This window comes from Frankia sp. CcI156, from assembly GCF_001983015.1.
Lineage (GTDB): Bacteria > Actinomycetota > Actinomycetes > Frankiales > Frankiaceae > Frankia > Frankia casuarinae.
In genome coordinates, this window is record NZ_MOMD01000003.1 from 62,656 (window position 1) to 81,607 (window position 18,952).

The window sequence follows — 18,952 nt, forward strand, 5'->3', positions numbered from 1 at the left end:
GACGCGCTCCGGACCGGCGTGGCTCGGGGATGATGGCCCGGTGACGGTCTGGGAGACGCTTGTCGGGCAGGACGCGGTGGTCGCGGCGCTGAGCGCCGCGGCGTCCGCCGCGAGTGCCGGGCTCGCGAGTGGAGGCGGCGCGCCGGCTGCCGCCCGTGCCGGGATGACGCACTCGTGGCTGTTCACCGGACCCGCCGGGGCAGGTCACCAGGACGCGGCGCGCGCCTTCGCCGCAAGCCTCACCTGCGAGAACGAGCCGCCGGGCTGCGGCGAGTGCACCGGCTGCCACACCGTGCTCACCGACACGGCCACCGATCTGCGAACCGTGCAACCGGAGGGGCTCTCGCTCGGTGTGAAGGACGTGCGCGCGCTGGTACGCGACGCCGCCAGCGCCCCGACGGCCGGCCGCTGGCGCATCCTGCTGATCACCGATGCGGACCGGCTCACCGAGGCCGCGGCGAACGCCCTGCTGAAGGCCCTCGAGGAGCCGGCGGATCGGGCGGTGTTCCTGCTCTGCGCCCCCTCCGTGGAGGACGTGCTGCCCACCATCCGTTCCCGCTGCCGGACGGTCGCGCTACGGCTGCCCTCGGCCACGGACGTCCGCGACGCGCTGGTTCGCGAGGGAGTCAACGAGCAGGTCGCCGAGACGGCGGCGCGGGCTTCCCAGGGTCATCTGGCCCTGGCGCGCCGGCTCGCCTCGGATGAGCGGGTCCGGGCCAACCGGGCGGCGGTGTTGCGTATCCCGGCCCGGCTCGGCCGGGTCGGTGACTGCCTGGCCGCGGCGGCCGATCTGGTGAGCGCGGCGAACGCCGACGCGGAGGCCGCGAATGCGGAACGCGACGAGGTGGAGACCGAGGCGCTGAAAACCGCGCTCGGCGTCGGTGCCACGGCGGTCGGCGGGAAGTCCAGGTCCGCGCGGGCCCCGAAGGCGGGGGCCAAGGGCCGGACGATGGTGGTGCGGGGTGCCGCGGGGGCGCTCAAGGAGCTGGAGCGGACCCAGAAGAGCCGAGGTCGCCGCACCGTCCTCGATGCGCTGGATCGGGCCCTGGTGGACCTCGCGGGGCTGTACCGGGATGTCCTGGTCCAACAGCTCGGCGCCGGTGTCGACGCGATTCATCCTGATCACTGCGTCGAGGCCGCCGGATACGCCGCGGCCTGCACTCCGGAACAGACACTGCGCCGGCTGGAGGCTGTCCTCGCGACCCGGGCGTCACTGGCCAGAAATCCCGGCCTCGTCCCACTGCTCGCGGTGGAGTCGCTCACCCTCGCGCTGCGCGACACCTGACAACCGGCGACCGGCGACCGGCGGTGGGGACGAACCGGCGTAATGGCCTGTCTGGGCGGAAGGCCGGGCATATCCTGATCGCGACGCGGACATGCCCTTCGACCAGGTCCGCCCGGGCGGGACCCGGCGGGCGCAGGGAGGTGACCGGTCGGATGCCGATGATGTGCGCGGTGGCGTTCTCCCCACGGGGCAAGCTCTACTATGCCGATCCTGGTTCCTGCAGCCCCCGGGTCGGCGACCGGGTGCTCGTCCCCACCGAGGAGGGCCCCGAGGTCGCCACCTGCATGTGGGCGCCCCAGTGGGTCAGCGACGACATCGGCGACCTGCCGGTGCTCGTCGGGATGGCCGACGCGTCCGACATCCAGCGCGAGCAGGTCTCCCGGCGCCGACGCGCCCGGGCGCGTGTCGCGGCCCGCCGCCTGGCCCGTGAGCATGACCTGCCGATGAAGATCGTCGGTGTTGACCACGTGATGGCCACCGGCGGCTACACGGTCTACTTCAGCGCGGAAGGCCGCGTCGACTTCCGTGAACTGGTGCGGGATCTCAACCGGACGCTGGTGGCGCGGGTCCAGCTGCGGCAACTGTCCGCCCGCGACAGCGCCCGGGTCCAGGGCGGGATCGGTTCCTGCGGCCGCGACCTGTGCTGCGCCACTTTTCTCAACGACTTTGAGCCGGTGAGCCTGCGGATGGCCAAGGAGCAGAACCTCGCCCTCAATCCGATGCGCATCAGCGGGGCATGCGGCCGGCTGATGTGCTGCCTGCGTTACGAACATCCCCTCTACGAGGAGTTCGCCGAAGCCGTGCCCGCGGTCGGAGACCGGGCGACGACCCCACACGGTGCGGGCCGGGTCGTGCGGCACGATGTTCCGCGTCAGCAGGTGGTCGTGGTTCTCGACGGCGGGGGCCGGACCTCGTGCGACCGCGCGGATGTCTGCGCCTCCCGGCGGGTCCACGACACCGCCCACCCCGGTGGCTTGGCGGGATGCTCCCCCCCGGGCAGCACCTCTACAGCCGGCGGGGAAACGACGACAGGAGGGGAAACGACGACAGGAGGGGAAACGACGGCCCTGCTGGAAGGACGTCACGGGTCGAAGCGGTAGCCCATCCCGCGCAGGGTCGTGACCAGCCGGCGCTGCGGTGGACGACCCTCGACCTTGGTTCGTACCCGCCGGACGTGCTCGGTGACGGTGGCGGGGTCCTGGAACCGCGTGCCCCACACCTGCTCGAGGAGTTCCTCCCGGCTGAAGACCCGCCGAGGATGYCGGGCGAGGAAGGCCAGCAGCTCGTACTCGCGCGCGGTCAGATCGATGCGCTCCCCGGCGACGGCGACCTCGCGGGCCCGCAGGTCGATGGAGACGTCTCCGTAGACGAGCGGGTCGCTGCCGTCCCCGGTGCGCTGCGGCGGCGGTTCCGCCGGCCGTCGGCGAAGCCGGGCGCGCACCCTGGCCACCAGTTCTCGCAGCGAGTAGGGCTTCACGACGTAGTCGTCCGCGCCCAACTCGAGGCCGACCACCCGGTCGACCTCCTCGGCCCGCCCGGTGAGCATGATCACCGGAACCTCGCTGGTCTGGCGGAGGCGGCTCAGGACGGCGAAGCCGTCCATCCTGGGCATCGCGACATCCAGCACCACCAGATCGATCTCGGTGGTCTGGAAGAGCCGAAGAGCGGCCTCGCCGTCCGCGGCCTCCAGCACCCGATAACCGAATCTCTCCAGGCTGCGCGCAAGTGCTATGCGAGATGCCTCATCGTCCTCAGCGACGAGGAGCGAGGCTCCTCGCGTCGTCGCTGCTGGTGCAGCGTCTCCGGCCCCGGTCATGGTGCGAAACCCTACGCATCCTCATCGGAACCACTGCGACCGGGGGTGGCGATTTACGGTGTTGCAGCACCCAAAACTAACTAAATGTGACATAAAGAAGATAATTTGCCGACTCAGGGCCATTTTGACGACATAGCACATCCCTCGCCATGACAGCCTGAGACGGAGGCATTCCAGACCGTGCCCGCCACTGGTGGCATCACCGTGGACGGCTGGGATCCGGGGCGACGGCGGGCATCTCGGCCCGCGAACAGCCACCGAACCACCGCCGGGTCGAGCCCGCCCACGCATCTGGCATACTCGACCCGGGCCAGTGCGGTCCTGGCCGTTCGCCGGAGTAGCTCAGTGGCAGAGCAATCGCCTCGTAAGCGATAGGTCGCGGGTTCAATCCCCGCCTCCGGCTCACTCCCCGATTCCGCTCGCACGATCATTACGCGCCAGGTAACCGTCATAGCCGGCACGTCCGGCCCGGCGGCGGGCCGGCTCCCGCCCCGGGCCCATCCCGTGGGTTCCTGAACCTGTCCCACCCCGCTTGGGACGTGGGACAGGTCGTCACGGATACCACAAGCCGGACGGAGGGATCAGGCCGACCTGGGTTCGGCCTCCTGGTCGTGCCCGTCCGCCTCCGCGGCCTCCGCCTCGCGCAGCCGCTTGATGGACGCCAGGATCTCCCGCTCAGCCTCCTTGCGGTCCACCCAGGATGCGCCCTCCACCGACTTACCGGGCTCGAGGTCCTTGTAGACCTCGAAGAAGTGCTGGATCTCCAACCGGTCGAACTCCGGCAGGTGCCGCAGATCCCGCAGGTGCTCCTGCCGGACGTCGGCCACCGGCACGCAGAGAACCTTGTCGTCCGGCCCCTTCTCGTCGGTCATCTCGAACATGCCGATCGTCCGGCACCGCACCAGGCAGCCCGGGAACGTCGGCTCCTCCAGCAGGACGAGGGCGTCCAGCGGATCACCGTCGCGCCCGAGGGTTCCCTCGATGAACCCGTAGTCCGACGGGTAGTGGGTGGAGGTGAACAGCATCCGGTCAAGCCGGATACGGCCGGTGTGGTGATCCATCTCGTACTTGTTGCGCTGCCCCTTGGGGATCTCGATGGTCACATCGAACTCAAGGTCCACTCCGCTCCCTGTCTCCTTCGTCTTCGCCCGGTCCGCACCGGAGCGATCGCCGTTTGTCACATGGTGCTCGTTCGAGCCGTACCGTGCTCGTGGCGCAGTACGTCGTGCTCGTGCCGTACGTCGTGCTCGTGGCGCAGTACGTCGTGCTCGTGCCGTACGTCGTGCTCGTGGCGCAGTACGTCGTGCTCGTGCCGTACGTCGTGCTCTGCCAGGCGGTGGACGTGCTCCGCCCGGGGCGCGGGCCACCCACCCCAGTGACCACAACGAGGCGTCACACCCACGACCGCGCACCTAGTGTCGCGGACGCCGCCTCCCACCCGAACCACTCCCACCCGAACCGCACCGGCACCACCACGTTTCCACCGCCGGATCTCCCGGGCACCGAAACCATGCTGGGCACCGGCGACACGCCCGGTGGGGCCTTCTTCGTACCAGTGCCGCCCGCCGACACGACACCTCCGGTGTCCCGTCGCACCCCCGGTGTCCCGTCGCGGCGGGACACCGCCGGGCAGGCCGGCGGCGACGGATCCGGGTTCACCCGCCGCGCCGTCGCCGACCGCCCGCTGGTTGCGTAGTGTCGGTGAGTGACGTCAGCCGCACCGGTCGCCCGGGTAGGGGGGCTCACCGCCCTGGCCGGCGCGCTGCTCGCCGGGTCCCTGTCCGTCGGTCCCACCACCGGATCAGCCGCGGAACTCGCCGGCAGCGGGTCCGACCGCGCGGGCGCTGCGGTGCTCGGCGGTCTCGATTCGGCCGCGCCGATCCCGCAGCCCGCGGCGGTGGCGGCCCGCCTCGCCGGCCCGCTGGGTGATCCCGTTCTGGCGCGGCCCGCGGCCTTCGTCATAGACGCACAGTCGGGTCGGGTGCTCCTCGACGTCCGGTCCCGCATCCCCGTGGCACCGGCCTCCACGTTGAAAACCGCGGTCGCCACGGCCGCGTTGACCACCTTCCCCGACGACCGGCTGCGGACCACCGTGGTCTACAGCCCGCCCGCGGGCGGGAACGCCCGCACATCAGGCGGAACACTGTGGCTCGTCGGCGGCGGAGATCCGACCCTGACCGCCTCCACCGCGCCCGGCGGCTATCCGGCTCTGGCCCGGCTGAGCGATCTCGCCGCTCAGGTCCGGGCCGCGGGTATCACCTCGGCGGCTCGGGTGATCGGCGATGGAGGGCTGTTCGTCGGTCCGGACCGGGCACCGGGATGGCGCGACAACTACGTGACCGACGGGGACGTCGCCCCGGTCTCGGCGCTGGAGGTCGACGCCGGACGGTCGGCACCGGAAGCCGTCGGACCGCGCAGCCCCACCCCGGCCGCCGCCGCGACCACGGCCTTCGCCGCGGCGCTCATGACCGCCGGAGTATCCGTCGGATCGGTGGCCACCGGCCCGGCGGACCCGGCCGCACAACGGGTCGCGGCGGTCTACAGCCCGCCGGTGCGGGTCTTGGTCGAACGCATGCTCACCCAGTCAGACAACGATCTCGCCGAGAGCCTGGGACGGCTCGTCGCCCATCGGAGGGGCCTGCCCGCCTCGTTCACCGGCGCCACCCGCGCGGTGAGGGACGTCCTCGCCGAGGCGGGCCTCCCCGTCGCAGGGATGGCACTGGCCGACGTGAGCGGCCTGTCCATCGCAAACCTGATCATGCCCATGACCCTTGTGGCCATCCTGCGCGCCGCCGTCCTCCCCGGTCGGCCGGCGCTGCGCACCATTCTCACGGGGCTGCCGGTAGCCGGGTTCTCCGGTACGCTAGGTGACCGCTACACCACTGGCGACACCGCCATCGGAGCGGGTGACGTCCGGGCGAAGACCGGCACTCTGCACAACGTCAGCAGCCTCGCGGGCCAGCTCGTCGACGCGGACGGCAGGCTGCTCCTCTTCGCGTTCCTCTCGCCCGCCGAGGAGGCGGGCAGCACCAAGGCCGCCCTCGACCGGGCAGCCGCGGCGCTCACCGGCTGCGGATGCACCCCGGCCCGGTCGACGACCGTGGCGATCCCACCGGCAGCATCGCGCCCACCGGCAGCATCGCGCCCACCGACCTGAGCAGGACCGTCGGCGCCCCGGCGCGTCCCATCCCGTTCTCGGCACGGTTCATGATCGGACCCAGACGACGGGCGAGCCCGGTACGCTCGGATTCGTGGACGCCGAGCTGGTCGACTGGGAACTCGCCGTGACGACGGCGAGGAAACTGGTTCGCCCCGGCCCGCAGATCTCGCGGGAGCAGGCCGGCGAGGTCGTCTCGGAGCTGCGGCGACTGGCCGTCGAGGCCGAGCGGCACGTCGAGGACTACACCCGGCTCACTCCCGCCGGGCCGGCCACCCCCATCACCGTGGTGGACCGGCTGGAGTGGGTCCGCTCCAACGTCGCCGGTCTGCGGGTGCTGACCTCCCCGTTGCTGGGCAAACTGTCCGAACAGCAGCGCGGCAACCTCGCCGCGGCGGTCGGTCGGCGGGTCACCGGGGTCCAGATCGGCACAGCCTTGGCCTATCTGGCCGGCAAGGTGCTGGGCCAGTACGAGGTCTTCCTCCCGCCGGAGGAGTACCAGGCCGGGAGGGACGATCCGGGTCCGCCCGACGTGCCGGGGTCGGTCGGGCGCCTCAGCCTGGTCGCGCCGAACATCGCGCACGCCGAGGCGGCCATGGGGGTCGTGCCGCGAGACTTCCGGATGTGGGTATGCCTGCACGAGCAGACCCATCGCAGTCAGTTCACCGCCGTGCCGTGGCTGCGGACCCACCTGGAGTCCGAGATCACCGCGTTCATTGAGGCCACGGACCTCGATCCGGACGTCCTCGCGGACCGCGTCCGCTCGGCGATGAGCGCGCTGCGCGGGGCGGTGTTCGACCGGGAGGCCGACAGCCCGAGCGTCGTGGAGGCGCTGCAGACCCCGGCCCAGCGAGCGGTTCTCGACCGCCTCCAGGCCATCATGACGTTGTTGGAGGGCCACGCCGACCAGGTGATGGACGCRGTGGGGCCGAAGATCGTACCCACCGTCGCCGACATCCGGACGAAGTTCGAGGGTCGCCGCGGCGGGGGATCGCCGATCGACCGGTTCGTCCGCCGGCTCCTCGGTCTCGATCTCAAGCTGCAGCAGTACCGCCAGGGMGGGGCGTTCGTGCGTGCGGTGGTCGCGCAGGCCGGGGTGACGGGTTTCAACACCGTCTGGGAGTCACCGGCGGCGCTGCCGACCCGCGCCGAGCTGGTCGATCCCACCGCCTGGATGCAACGGGTCCTGGGCAGCCGCCCGCCGATCTCGGCGTGAGCACCATGGTCGTCGGGGCCGCGGGGGTCGTCGGGGCCGCCGACTCCCCGGGCTGTTCCACATCCGCCTTCCGGCCGACGCTGTGACCCCACCGATCGCCGGTGAGGACCACACCGGCCATGCCGGCGACGTCCGACCGGGCGATCYGGCTCCGCGCACGGTTCTCTCGTCGAGATCTCCCACTCCCGCGGTCGCGGCAGTCAGGCTGGCGGTTCGCCGCGCGGTCACCGACCTGCCACCCGGCGGACTAGTGCTGGTCGCCTGCTCCGGCGGCCCGGACTCCCTGGCGCTCGCCGCGGCCCTCGCGTTCGTCGCCCCCCGCCGCGCCCTGCGGGCCGGCATGGTCACGGTCGATCATGGCTGGGACACCGGCTCGACCGAACGGGCGGAGCGCGTCGCCCGCCAGGGTCGGGCCCTCGGCCTGGATCCGGTGGAGGTCCTGACCGAGCACACCGCTCGCTCCGAGGGGATCGCCCGACAGGCACGGCGGGCCGCGATCGCGGCGGCCGCCGACCGGCTCGGCGCCCGGGCGGTGCTTCTCGGCCACACGCTGGACGACCAGGCCGAGACGGTGCTGCTGAGGCTCGCGCGGGGCGCGGGCGCCCGCTCCCTCGGGGGGATGTCGGCTGACGACGGCCTGCTTAGCCGGCCACTGCTCGGGATCCGCCGCGCGGACACCAGGGCCGCTTGCCTCGCCGAGGGGCTCGAGGTGTGGGATGACCCGACGAACCGGGACCCAGCGTTCACCCGGTCCCGGGTGCGTCACACGGTCCTGCCAGTGATGGAGACGGAGCTCGGCCCGGGCATCGCCGAGTCGCTGGCGCGCAGTGCCGATCTGCTGCGGGCCGACGCGGACGCCTTGGACGCCATGGCCGCCGAGGTCTACGGCAAGGTCGTCAGGGCTCGTGGCCGGCCGTGCACCGGCGAGGTCGCCTTCGACGTCGCCGCGCTGGCCGGGCTCACCGCGGCGGTCCGCGGTCGGCTGCTGCGCCGGGCGGCCATCGACGTCGGAGCGTCGGCCTCCGCGCTGCGCGCGGAGCACATCTGGGCGGTGGAGGAGCTGGTGACGCGGTGGCGCGGGCAGAAGCCGGTACCGCTTCCCACCGGCGTGCTTGCCCGGCGATGGGAGAACAGGGTCACGCTGACCGGGCCGGTGGTTCCTCCACCGCCGCCAGCCGGCCCCGCCGCCCGACGGTCGGATGCCGCCCGACGGTCGGATGCCGTCACCGCGCCACACATCAAGGAGGACGACCAGGTGAGTCAGACCGCGACGACGACCCCCGACACCGGAGGSGCCCATGACGGCCCCCGGCACAGCCCGCATCCCGACATCGCCGAGGTCCTGGTCAGCTCGGACGAGATCGCCGCGAAGATCGTTGAGCTCGCGGCCAGGGTGGACRCCGACTACGCCGGCCGGGAGATCCTGCTCGTGGGCGTGCTCAAGGGCGCCGTCATGGTCATGGCGGACCTGTCCCGCGCGCTGACGGTCCCGCTGACCATGGAGTTCATGGCGGTCTCCTCGTACGGGTCGTCAACCTCCTCGTCTGGGGTGGTGCGCATCCTCAAGGATCTGGACCGGTCGATCGAGGGCCGGGACGTCCTGGTGGTCGAGGACATCATCGACTCCGGGCTGACCCTGTCCTGGCTGCTGAAGAACCTGCGCTCACGCGGCCCCGCCTCGCTTGAGGTCCTGGCGCTCTTCCGTAAGCCCGAGGCTGTCACCGTGGATGTGGATGTCCGATATGTCGGCTTCGATCTTCCCGGCGCGTTCGTCGTCGGGTACGGCCTTGACTACTCGGAGTACTATCGAACCCTGCCGTTTGTCGGGACCCTCACGCCCGCGGCGATCGAGAGGGGCGCCCCGGCCTGARCCCGCTGGCCTTCCGCCCGCTCGGATACGCCCTCGGTCACCGCATCCGCCACGAGCGAAACACCGAACACCATCAGACCGCCACGATCGGAACAGCGCGGRCCGCCGATCCGTTGGTCGGATGTACGCGCGGTGAGATGCGCGCACCGGCGGTACCCTCGGCACAAGGGAATCCCGATCGAGGGCAGCACACACGTCAGGAGGGTGGAGCGCTCGTGTCCGGTGCTCCAGACAGATGACTCCAAGAAGAATCTTCCGCGGCTGGGTGCCACTGCTGCTCCTGGTCCTGTTCGTGATCATTCTCACGACGGGCGTCCTCTCGGGTCCCAGTGAGTACGGCAAGCGAGACCTGAACTTCGTCCAGCAGCAGATCGACGAAGGCCAGGTGGCGAAGGCCAAGATCCAGGATTCRAAGCAGCTCATCCAGATCCAGACGAAGGACGGCCAGAAGTTCGAGTCGTCCTATGTCACCGAACAGGGTGTCGTCCTGGYGAACGAGCTCCGCAACAAGCGGGTCGCCTACGACGTCTCGGTCGACCGTGGAAACATCCTGGTCTCGCTCCTGCTGAACCTGCTGCCCGTACTGCTGGTCGTCCTTCTGCTGTTCTTTTTCATGAACCAGATGCAGGGCGGCGGTAACCGGGTCATGAACTTCGGCAAGTCCAAGGCGAAGCTGGTGAGCAAGGACACGCCGAAGACGACGTTCGCCGACGTGGCCGGTGCGGACGAGGCCATCGAGGAGCTCGAGGAGATCAAGGAGTTCCTCGAAAACCCGGGCAAGTTCCAGGCGATCGGAGCCAAGATTCCCAAGGGGGTCCTGCTCTACGGCCCGCCGGGAACCGGCAAGACGCTGCTGGCCCGGGCCGTCGCGGGTGAGGCCGGGGTGCCCTTCTACTCCATCTCGGGTTCCGACTTCGTCGAGATGTTCGTCGGTGTCGGCGCCAGCCGGGTTCGCGACCTGTTCGAACAGGCCAAGGCCAACGCGCCCGCCATCATCTTCGTTGACGAGATCGACGCCGTGGGCCGCCACCGCGGAGCGGGACTCGGCGGTGGCCACGACGAGCGGGAGCAGACGCTCAACCAGCTCCTGGTCGAGATGGACGGGTTCGACGTCAAGGGCGGGGTCATCCTCATCGCCGCGACGAACCGGCCCGACATCCTCGACCCGGCCCTGCTGCGGCCCGGCCGCTTCGACCGGCAGATCGTCGTGGATCGGCCGGACCTGCTCGGCCGCGAGGCCATCCTSCGGGTGCACGCCAAGGGCAAGCCGATCGGCCCGGACGCCGACATGATGGTCATCGCCCGGCGGACCCCCGGGTTCACCGGTGCCGATCTGGCCAACGTACTGAACGAGGCAGCCCTGCTGGCCGCCCGCTCCAACCTGAAATTCATCTCGTCGGCGCTGCTCGAGGAGTCCATCGACCGCGTGATGGCGGGACCGGAGCGCAAGACCCGCGCGATGAGCGACAAGGAGAAGAAGCGCATCGCTTACCACGAGGGCGGCCACGCCCTCGTGGCGCACGCGCTGCCCAACTCCGACCCGGTGCACAAGGTGACCATCCTGCCCCGGGGGCGCGCGCTCGGGTACACGATGCAGCTTCCCCTGGAGGACAAGTACCTCTCGACCCGCTCGGAGATGCTCGACCGCCTCGCCGTCCTGCTCGGCGGGCGCACCGCCGAGGAGCTGGTGTTCCACGACCCGACCACGGGGGCGAGCGACGACATCGAGAAGGCCACCCAGATCTCGCGAGCAATGATCACCCAGTACGGGATGAGCGACAAGCTCGGCGCGATCAAGTTCGGCACCGAGAACAGCGAGGTCTTCCTCGGCAAGGAGGTCGGCCACCAACGCGACTACTCCGAAGAGGTCGCCAGTGAGATCGACATCGAGGTGCGCCGGCTGATCGAGGCCGCACACGACGAGGCCTGGGAGATCCTGGTGACCTACCGGGAYGTACTGGACAACCTCGTGTTGYGGCTGATGGACACCGAGACGCTGAGCAAGGACGAGGTCGCCGAGGTCTTCGCGACGGTCCAGAAACGCCCCGTGCGTGGCATCTACACCGGGGTGKGGCGTCGCGTCCCCTCCGACCGGCCACCGGTGCAGACCCCGGCCGAGCTCGGCCTGCTGACGGCGGATGTCGCCGACCTGGTGAACGACCCGGGCCACGGTAATGGTGCCGCCGGACGCGGACCGGGCGGCAACGGAACCGGGGGCAACAGGGCCGGCGGTCACGGTCAGCCCGCCGGCGTGCCGGGGGCACCAGCGGGCTCGGGCCCCGGGGTCGACCCGTCCGGTCCGGGCGGGGGCGTACCGCACGGCACGGATGTCGGTGGTCCGGGTGGGAATGGCAGCCCCGGGGGGCACGGTTATCCCCAGGGCCAGGGCACGCCGGCGCCCCCCGGAGGCGAGGGTCCGGCCCATGACGGGCCGAGGATCGCCAACCCGTGGGCCCCGCCAAGCTGGCCGAGCGACGACGAGAGGAGACGCCGTTGACGTCTTATTCCGACGAGGCGTCCACTGCCGCGGGCGAACGACGAAGTGAATCATCTCCCGCGGCGGAGGCCCCAGGAATGGACGGTTTCGGCATCCCGGACCCCGACGGCGACGGACCGGCTGCGTCAACCCTGGCGCCGGGCAATGGCAGGCCGCGGCAGGTCCGTCCCTTCGACCACGACCGAGTCGCACGCGCGGTTCGTGAGCTACTGATCGGGATCGGCGAGGACCCGGACCGCGAGGGTCTTCGCAAGACCCCGGACCGGGTCGCGCGGGCGTACCGGGAAGCCGTCGAGGGTCTTGGCCGGGATCCCTCCGAGGTCCTGACCACCGTCTTCGATGAGGGTCACGACGAGATGGTGCTGGTCCGCGACATCGATTTCTCATCGCTGTGCGAACATCATCTGGTCGTGTTCTCCGGCAAGGCGCACGTCGCCTACATCCCCAACAGCAAGGGCCAGATCACGGGCCTGTCGAAGCTTGCCCGGCTGGTCGACCTCTACTCCCGTCGTCCGCAGGTCCAGGAACGGCTGACCTCGCAGATCGCGGACGCCCTCGTCGAGGTGCTCGACCCGCGCGGAGTGATGGTCGTCATCGAGGCGGAGCACCTGTGCATGTCGATGCGCGGTGTGCRCAAGCCCGGGGCCACCACGGTGACATCCGCGGTGCGTGGCCAGTTCCTCAGCACCGCTACCCGCAACGAGGGCATGTCGCTCATCCTGCACAGGTAGCTCCGGGTGGCAGGGATTACAGGCRGCAGGCCTGAATCCCGGAGACGAGGATGCCCCGGGCACCCAGCTCCCAGAGGTCGTCCATCATGCGGTTGACCTCGGCGCGCAGCACCATCGCCCGCACCGCGACCCAGTCCTCGCGCTGCAACGGAGAGATCGTCGGGGACTCGTAGCCCGGCGTGATCTCGCATGCCTTGTCGAGCACGGCCGTCGGAACGTCGTAGTCCATCATCACGTACCGCCGGGCGACCAGAACCCCCTGGATCCGGCGCAGCAGACGCTCATGCGAAGGGGACAGGTCCGCGCCTCTCTTGGCGATCACGATGGCCTCCGAGCGCAGGACCGGCTCGCCGAGCAGCTCCAGACCCGCGGCCTTGAGCGTACGGCCGGTCTCGACCACGTCGGCGACCGCGTCCGCGACACCGAGCCGCACCGCCGTCTCGACCGCACCATCCAGAGTCACGATGTCACCCGGGGTGACCCCCCGGCCGGCAAGGTCGGCTCGGACCAGCGCGGGGAACGACGTCGCGATCCGCTTGCCGGCGAGCTCCGTGATGTCCGCGAGCGTCCCCTCCGGAKAGGCGTAACGAAACGTGGCGAACCCGTATCCAAGCGGAACGAGCTCCTCGGCGGCGGCACTGCTATCGAGGAGGAGATCACGCCCGGTGATGCCAAGATCGAGACGACCCGACCCGACGTAGACAGCGATATCCCGAGGGCGCAGGAAGAAGAACTCGATGTCGTTCTCGACGTCGGCGATCACCAGCTCGCTCCCCTCGCGCCGCGCGAGGTAGCCGGCATCGGAGAGCAACTGACCGGAGGCGGCCGACAACGCCCCCTTGTTCGGAACCGCGATACGAAGCATCATCACTACTCAGCGTCTACGAGAAAGGGCAGGACATCGATCACAGATGGGAGTATACGTCGTCCAGCGAAAGGCCTAGAGAAATCATCAGCAGCTGACTCCAGTAGAGCAACTGGGAGATCTCCTCGGCGGCCCTTCCCCGGCCTTCGTGCTCGGCCGCCATCCACGCTTCAGCGGCCTCCTCGACCAGTTTCTTGCCCAGATGGTGGACGCCCTGATCGAGCGCGGCGACAGTTCCCGAGCCGGGTGTCCGACGCCGCCATTTCTCGGCAAGCTCGACGAAGAGTTCGTCGAATGTTTTCAGGTTGGATACATTCGACGAATCGGATGCGCCGACGGATGGCACGGCGGACCGATCGGCAGGGAGCATGCTCGGCATGCTACCCGTCACCGGGCGGACAACCTCCGCGCCGCGGGCCCGCGGTGCGGAGCGGCACACGACGACCACAGACACGCGCTCCGCGGCCAGCCGGCAAGCCGATGCGACGGAGTCCCTGCACCGGAGTCCCTGCACCGGCCGCCATGTTGCTGGTTGACTTGATGACTGTGCTTCCGCCCGCGATCGTCGCCACCGACCTGGACGGGACGCTGATCCGCAGCGACGGCACGGTGTCCGAACGCACCCGCGGGGCGTTGCGCCGGGTGGAACGCGCCGGGGCGACCGTGGTGTTCGTGACGGGACGACCCAGTCGGGTGATGGCCRGCGTCGTCGCCCAGACCGAGGTCTCCGGGCTCGCGATCTGCGCGAACGGCGCGCTGGTCTTCGATCTCGACTCCGGCGAGCCGGTCAGCCAGCGCTGTCTGGAATCGGCCACGGCCCTGCGGCTGGCGGCGGCGATCCGCGCCGCGGTTCCCGACGCGGTGTTCGCGGTCGAGAGCGGCGTGCGCTTCGGCCGGGAACCCGCCTTCGAGGCGATGTGGCCGGATCCCAAGGAGATTGTCGCGGAGTTCTCGGAGCTGCTGGGCGTCCTGCCGGCGACGAAACTGCTTGTCCGGCGGGGGGGCGCTCCGTTCACGGAAGTGTACGACGCCATCGTCGAACTCGCCGGGGTGGACGCCGTCGTCACAACCTCCAGCGCGGACCTTCTCGAGATCGCGGGGCCGGGGGTGTCGAAGGCGGTGGCACTGGCTGAACTCGCCGCCGGGCGGGGGGTGGTCGCCGCYGACGTCATCGCGTTCGGAGATATGCCGAACGATCTACCGATGTTCGCCTGGGCCGGATACGCGGTCGCCGTCGCGAATGCCCATCCCGAAGTACTGGCCGCCGCCGACGAGATCACCGTGTCGAATGATGAGGACGGGGTCGCGATCGTCCTGGAGCGGCTTTTCCCATAACCACGATGATCTTCCTGGGCATTCCGGTCCGTCCCGATCACGATCGGGCCGCATACCGGGCCGGATACTCTCCACGAATACCCTCCGGACGGTTCCCGGTCGACGACGGGGATTCCCGGTGGACCGCCGCGTTGATACCTGCCCGGCCGGATCCGGACACGCATCGCCTCCCGGTCTCGCGCTCCCAGCGCGTCCGCATGCACAGCGTCCGCATGCACAGCGTCCGCATGCACAGCGTCCGCATGCCGCCCCGACACCCGGGCATGCCGCCCCGACACCCGTCGCACAGACGGGCCAGGATAGGGACATGGCACCCCTCGTCCAGGACTCGGCCTCATCCGGGCTGCCGGCTCACGAGATCGACGGCGAGTTCCTCGCGCTGCCGCGCACCGCACTCGCCGACGCGGCTCTGCAGACCGCACGTGATCTCGGCGCGACGCACGCCGACATCCGCGTCGAACGGCTCAAGGACTCCTCGCTGTCGTTCCGCGACGCCTCGCTGGAAAGTCGCCATGAAGGCGCGACGCTGGGCTTGGCTGTCCGGGTGGTGCACGGCGGCACCTGGGGTTTCGCCGCCGGCGTCGACCTGACGACGGACGAGGCGGCGCGGCTGGCCCGCGAAGCCGTCGAGATGGCCCGAGTCGCCGCCCCGCTCAACTCCGAACCAGTCGAACTCGCCGCGGAACCGACCCACACCGACGCGGTCTGGGTCTCGGCCTACGCGACCGATCCGTTCGCGGTCGAYGCCCGGGACCGGGTCGAACGGGTCGGCGGCCTGTGTCGGACGCTGTTCGCGGCGCACGATGTCGACCATGTCGACGGCCGGTTCAGCGCGGTGATGGAGAACAAGTACTACGCCGACCTGACCGGGACCACGACGACACAGCAACGGGTGYGGGTGATCTGCCAGATCGAGGCGACCCGGGTCGATCCCGCGGGCGGCTTCGAGTCGATGCGCACGATCGCCCCGCCCGTCGGTCGAGGCTGGGAGTGGCTGGTGGCGGGCCCCGCGGCCGGCTGCTGGGACTGGGAGAGCGAGATCGATCTGATCCCGGGTCTGCTCGCCGAGAAGTCCAGGGCCTCCTCAGTCGAACCAGGGCCGTACGACCTGGTCATCGACCCGTCGAACCTGTGGCTGACGATCCACGAGTCGATCGGGCACGCCACCGAGCTCGACCGGGCGCTCGGCTACGAGGCCGCCTACGCCGGTACCTCCTTCGTCACCCTCGACCAGCTGGGCACGCTGCGGTACGGCTCCCCGGCGATGACCGTCACCGGGGACCGCACCGCCCTGCACGGGCTCGCGACCATCGGCTACGACGACGAGGGCGTGCAGACCCGCCGGTTCGACATCGTCCGCGACGGCCAGTTCGTCGGCTATCAGCTCGACCGGGCGATGGCGGCCCGCAATGCCGCCGTGCTCGGGGGCGACCGCTCCAATGGCTGCGCGTTCGCCGACTCCCCCGCCCATGTGCCGATCCAGCGGATGGCGAACGTCTCCCTGCTCCCGGCGCCCGGCGGCCCGTCGACCGAGGAGCTGATCAGCCGGGTCGACCGCGGCATCTACGTCGTCGGGGACAAGAGCTGGTCGATCGACATGCAGCGGTACAACTTCCAGTTCACCGGCCAGCGGTTTTACGAGATCCGCGCTGGTCGCATCGTCGGCCAGCTCCGCGACGTCGCCTACCAGGCGACGACGACCGACTTCTGGGGATCCCTGGAGGCCGTGGGAGGCCCCGAGACCTACGTGCTGGGCGGTGCGTTCAACTGCGGCAAGGGCCAACCCGGCCAGGTCGCGGCCGTCAGCCACGGCTGCCCGTCGGCTCTGTTCCGCGCCACCAACATTCTCAATGCTCGCCGAGAGGCCGGTCGATGAGCCGGCCGGCCGGACCGCAACCAGCCTCAGCCGACGGAGGAAGCACGGTGCGCGAGACCGCCCATGAGATCGTCGAACGCGCCCTGGGCCTGTCGAAGGCGGACGGCTGCGTAGTGATCGCCACCGAGTCCAGCGCGGTGAACCTGCGCTGGGCCAACAACACGTTGACGACCAACGGCGCCAGCCGGGATCGGTCGATCACCGTCATCAGCGTCATCGGCCGCTCGTTCGGGGTGCGGACGGCCTCCACCATCGACTCCCCCGGTTCCGGCGGCCACCCCACCGCGCGTCCCACCGACCTGCCGCATCCCACCGATGCCGACGGCCTCGCGGAACTCGTCCGCGCCGCCGAGGACGCGGCCCGGGACGCCGAGGATGCCGAGGACTACACGGACCTGCTCGGGCTGGACACGACGGACGTCGGCGCGGGTGCGGGGTCGGCGGGTGCGGGGTCGGCGGGTGACGCGGCCGAGGCCTTCACCGATCCGGCCGCCCGGACCAGCACCACGGTGTTCGCCTCCTTCGCCCGGGACCTCGCGGAGGCGTTCGCCGCGGCGCGGGCGGGCGGGCGGCGGTTGTTCGGCTTCGCCGAGCACAATCTGACCACCACGTGGCTCGGGACGTCGACGGGGCTGCGGCTGCGGTACAGCCAGCCGACCGGCAGCGTGGAGTGGAACGCCAAGAGCGGCGTTCCCGGCGGCTCGGTCTGGCACGGCCAGTCGACCCGTGACTTCACCGACGTCGACGTCGCGGGTACCGACGCGGCGCTGCGCGACCGGCTGGCCTGGTGCGAACGGTCGCTGGAACTGCCGGCCGGCCGGTACGAGACGCTGCTGCCGCCCTCCGCGGTGGCGGATTTGATGATCTACATGTACTGGACGGCTGCCGGTCGGGACGCGGCCGAGGGCCGGACGGTCTTCAGCCGGGCCGGCGGCGGCACGCGTCTCGGCGAGGCGATCGGACCGGCGGGACTGCGGCTGGCCAGCGATCCGCACGACCCGGAACTCGCGACGACCACCTTCGTGACCGCGCAGTCCTCCTCGTCGATGTCCAGCGTCTTCGACAACGGACTGGCGCTGAGGCCCACCGACTGGATCTCGGATGGCACCCTCGCCGCCCTCGTGGAGACCCGTGCGTCCGCCCGTGYCACCGGGGTCCCGACCACCCCGATGATCGACAATCTGATCCTGGACGGCGGAGGCTCCGCGTCGTTGCAGGAGATGATCGCCTCGACGAAACGCGGGCTCCTGCTCACCAGCCTGTGGTATATCCGCGAAGTCGATCCCGAGGTGCTCCTGCTCACCGGCCTCACCCGGGACGGGGTCTACCTGGTGGAGAACGGTGAGGTCACCGGGGCCGTCAACAACTTCCGCTTCAACGAGTCACCGGTCGACCTGCTCGGCCGCCTGGCCGAGATCGGCGCCACCACCCGCACCATGGCGCGGGAATGGGCGGACTGGTTCACGCTCACCCGCATGCCCGCGGTACGGATCCCCGACTTCAACATGTCCTCGGTCAGCCCGGCGAACTGACCGCCGGCCGGGCCGGGGGCATCGAACCATCGATGGTGAACCGCGAGCAGCCATGGCTCCCGGTTCACCATCGCGGGTCGATTCGGGGACGGGTCGATTCGGGGACGGGTCAATGAAAAACGGGTCAGTCAGAGGTAGGCCCCGCGGCCGAACGTCTCGCTGYCGGGCTGCTGCCCGCTCGGCAGGGCCCGTCGGCGCATCTCCTCGAGTTGAGCCTTGGCGGCCATCTGTTGGGCGAACAGCGCGGTCTGCAGGCCGTGGAACAGACCCTCGAGCCAGCCGACCAGTTGTGCCTGGGCGATTCGCAGCTCGGCGTCCGACGGCGTGCGCTCCTCGTCGAACGGCAGCGACAGCCGATCGAGTTCCGAGCGCAGGTCCGGGGCAAGCCCGTCGGAGAGCTCCTGGATGGAACTGCGGTGGATCTCGCGCAGCCGGACTCGGCTCGCGTCGTCCAGCGGGGCGGCCCGGACCTCCTCGAGCAGCTGTTTGATCATGGTACCGATGCGCATCACCTTGTCGGGCTGGGAGACCAGCGCGGCGATGGGGTTGCCGCCGTCCAGCTCCTCCGCGGCCTGCGGCGCCTGGCCACCGTCCGGGGCCAGCGGCCGCACCGGCCGGTCGGGTACCCCCGAGTCCGCGGTCTCGTGCAGCGCGCCGTCAGGCCCGACGACCACGACGCGGGGTTCCGGTTGATCCGTCATGCCCCCTATCCTGCCCCGTGATCCGCCTCCCACGGCACTGGCTTCGCCTCCACGGTCACGCCGGGTGTCAC

Annotated in this window: 16 protein-coding genes and 1 tRNA gene; 12 read left to right on the forward strand and 5 right to left on the reverse strand. The window is 70.4% G+C overall.

What is annotated here, in order from left to right; all coding sequences use genetic code 11:
* Positions 1–40: 40 nt before the first annotated feature.
* Together CcI156_RS01830 and CcI156_RS01835 are read left to right on the forward strand one after the other, a co-directional pair.
* Positions 41–1,285 carry a DNA polymerase III subunit delta' gene (locus CcI156_RS01830; protein WP_011438661.1) on the forward strand — a complete coding sequence of 415 codons (1,245 nt, stop codon included), beginning with the start codon at positions 41–43 and terminating at the stop codon, positions 1,283–1,285.
* A gap of 152 nt (positions 1,286–1,437) precedes the next feature.
* Positions 1,438–2,385 carry a regulatory iron-sulfur-containing complex subunit RicT gene (locus tag CcI156_RS01835; RefSeq protein ID WP_076804104.1) on the forward strand — a complete coding sequence of 316 codons (948 nt, stop codon included), beginning with the start codon at positions 1,438–1,440 and terminating at the stop codon, positions 2,383–2,385.
* On the opposite strand, the gene CcI156_RS01840 is transcribed toward CcI156_RS01835, so the two are convergent.
* On the reverse strand, positions 2,367–3,101 hold the full coding sequence (locus CcI156_RS01840; RefSeq protein WP_011438663.1) for a response regulator transcription factor: 735 nt from the start codon (positions 3,099–3,101) through the stop codon (positions 2,367–2,369). The genes CcI156_RS01835 and CcI156_RS01840 overlap by 19 nt on opposite strands.
* A 331-nt stretch (positions 3,102–3,432) precedes the next feature.
* Here CcI156_RS01840 and CcI156_RS01845 point away from each other — a divergent pair.
* Positions 3,433–3,504, forward strand: a tRNA-Thr gene (locus CcI156_RS01845).
* Positions 3,505–3,682: 178 nt separating this feature from the next.
* On the opposite strand, the gene CcI156_RS01850 is transcribed toward CcI156_RS01845, so the two are convergent.
* Positions 3,683–4,222: an inorganic diphosphatase gene (locus CcI156_RS01850; RefSeq protein ID WP_011438664.1), complete on the reverse strand. Its 540-nt coding sequence runs from the start codon at positions 4,220–4,222 to the stop codon at positions 3,683–3,685.
* Positions 4,223–4,305: 83 nt separating this feature from the next.
* Here CcI156_RS01850 and CcI156_RS24400 point away from each other — a divergent pair, with 83 nt between their 5' ends.
* The 6 genes from CcI156_RS24400 to folE all read left to right on the forward strand — a co-directional run bounded on the left by CcI156_RS24400 (position 4,306) and on the right by folE (position 12,572).
* A complete protein-coding gene (locus tag CcI156_RS24400; RefSeq protein WP_076804105.1) occupies positions 4,306–4,797 on the forward strand; it encodes a hypothetical protein in 492 nt (163 codons plus the stop codon).
* Positions 4,798–4,806: 9 nt separating this feature from the next.
* A complete protein-coding gene (dacB, locus tag CcI156_RS01860) occupies positions 4,807–6,258 on the forward strand; it encodes a D-alanyl-D-alanine carboxypeptidase/D-alanyl-D-alanine-endopeptidase (protein ID WP_011438665.1) in 1,452 nt (483 codons plus the stop codon).
* Positions 6,259–6,352: 94 nt separating this feature from the next.
* A complete protein-coding gene (locus CcI156_RS01865; RefSeq protein ID WP_011438666.1) occupies positions 6,353–7,474 on the forward strand; it encodes a zinc-dependent metalloprotease in 1,122 nt (373 codons plus the stop codon).
* Positions 7,475–7,556: 82 nt separating this feature from the next.
* Positions 7,557–9,344, forward strand: coding sequence for a hypoxanthine phosphoribosyltransferase (gene hpt, locus CcI156_RS01870; RefSeq protein WP_083718248.1), 1,788 nt, complete (start codon positions 7,557–7,559; stop codon positions 9,342–9,344).
* A 235-nt stretch (positions 9,345–9,579) separates the two neighbouring features.
* Positions 9,580–11,841, forward strand: coding sequence for an ATP-dependent zinc metalloprotease FtsH (gene ftsH / locus CcI156_RS01875; RefSeq protein ID WP_076804106.1), 2,262 nt, complete (start codon positions 9,580–9,582; stop codon positions 11,839–11,841).
* The gene (gene folE / locus CcI156_RS01880; RefSeq protein ID WP_076804166.1) at positions 11,838–12,572 is read left to right on the forward strand and encodes a GTP cyclohydrolase I FolE; all 735 of its coding nucleotides are present in this window, start codon (positions 11,838–11,840) and stop codon (positions 12,570–12,572) included. The genes ftsH and folE overlap by 4 nt, the downstream gene beginning before the upstream one ends.
* A 16-nt stretch (positions 12,573–12,588) precedes the next feature.
* Here the strand turns inward: folE and hisG are convergent, their stop codons facing one another.
* Both hisG and CcI156_RS01890 read right to left on the reverse strand, forming a co-directional pair.
* On the reverse strand, positions 12,589–13,437 hold the full coding sequence (hisG, locus tag CcI156_RS01885; protein WP_076804167.1) for an ATP phosphoribosyltransferase: 849 nt from the start codon (positions 13,435–13,437) through the stop codon (positions 12,589–12,591).
* Positions 13,438–13,477: 40 nt separating this feature from the next.
* Positions 13,478–13,807, reverse strand: coding sequence for a phosphoribosyl-ATP diphosphatase (locus CcI156_RS01890; RefSeq protein ID WP_241882770.1), 330 nt, complete (start codon positions 13,805–13,807; stop codon positions 13,478–13,480).
* Positions 13,808–13,977: 170 nt separating this feature from the next.
* Between CcI156_RS01890 and CcI156_RS01895 the strand changes: the two genes are divergently transcribed.
* From CcI156_RS01895 to CcI156_RS01905, 3 genes are all read left to right on the forward strand, one after another.
* Complete coding sequence (locus tag CcI156_RS01895; RefSeq protein WP_076804168.1) at positions 13,978–14,772, forward strand: Cof-type HAD-IIB family hydrolase; 795 nt, start codon at positions 13,978–13,980, stop codon at positions 14,770–14,772.
* 307 nt (positions 14,773–15,079) lie between these two features.
* On the forward strand, positions 15,080–16,648 hold the full coding sequence (locus tag CcI156_RS01900) for a TldD/PmbA family protein (RefSeq protein WP_217697665.1): 1,569 nt from the start codon (positions 15,080–15,082) through the stop codon (positions 16,646–16,648).
* The gene (locus CcI156_RS01905; protein WP_083718250.1) at positions 16,645–18,180 is read left to right on the forward strand and encodes a metallopeptidase TldD-related protein; all 1,536 of its coding nucleotides are present in this window, start codon (positions 16,645–16,647) and stop codon (positions 18,178–18,180) included. Before CcI156_RS01900 ends, CcI156_RS01905 begins: the two co-directional genes overlap by 4 nt.
* Before the next feature lie 128 nt (positions 18,181–18,308).
* Here CcI156_RS01905 and CcI156_RS01910 read toward each other — a convergent pair whose 3' ends face one another.
* Positions 18,309–18,881 (reverse strand): bacterial proteasome activator family protein, encoded by a 573-nt coding sequence (locus tag CcI156_RS01910; RefSeq protein WP_076804108.1) that lies wholly within the window; start codon positions 18,879–18,881, stop codon positions 18,309–18,311.
* Positions 18,882–18,952: the final 71 nt, after the last annotated feature.

Excerpts from the sequence above, each read along its gene's own strand:
- CcI156_RS01835 (WP_076804104.1), top strand. The coding sequence starts at position 1,438 with ATGCCGATGATGTGCGCGGTGGCGTTCTCCCCACGGGGCAAGCTCTAC.
- CcI156_RS01890 (WP_241882770.1), bottom strand. The coding sequence starts at position 13,807 with ATGCTCCCTGCCGATCGGTCCGCCGTGCCATCCGTCGGCGCATCCGAT.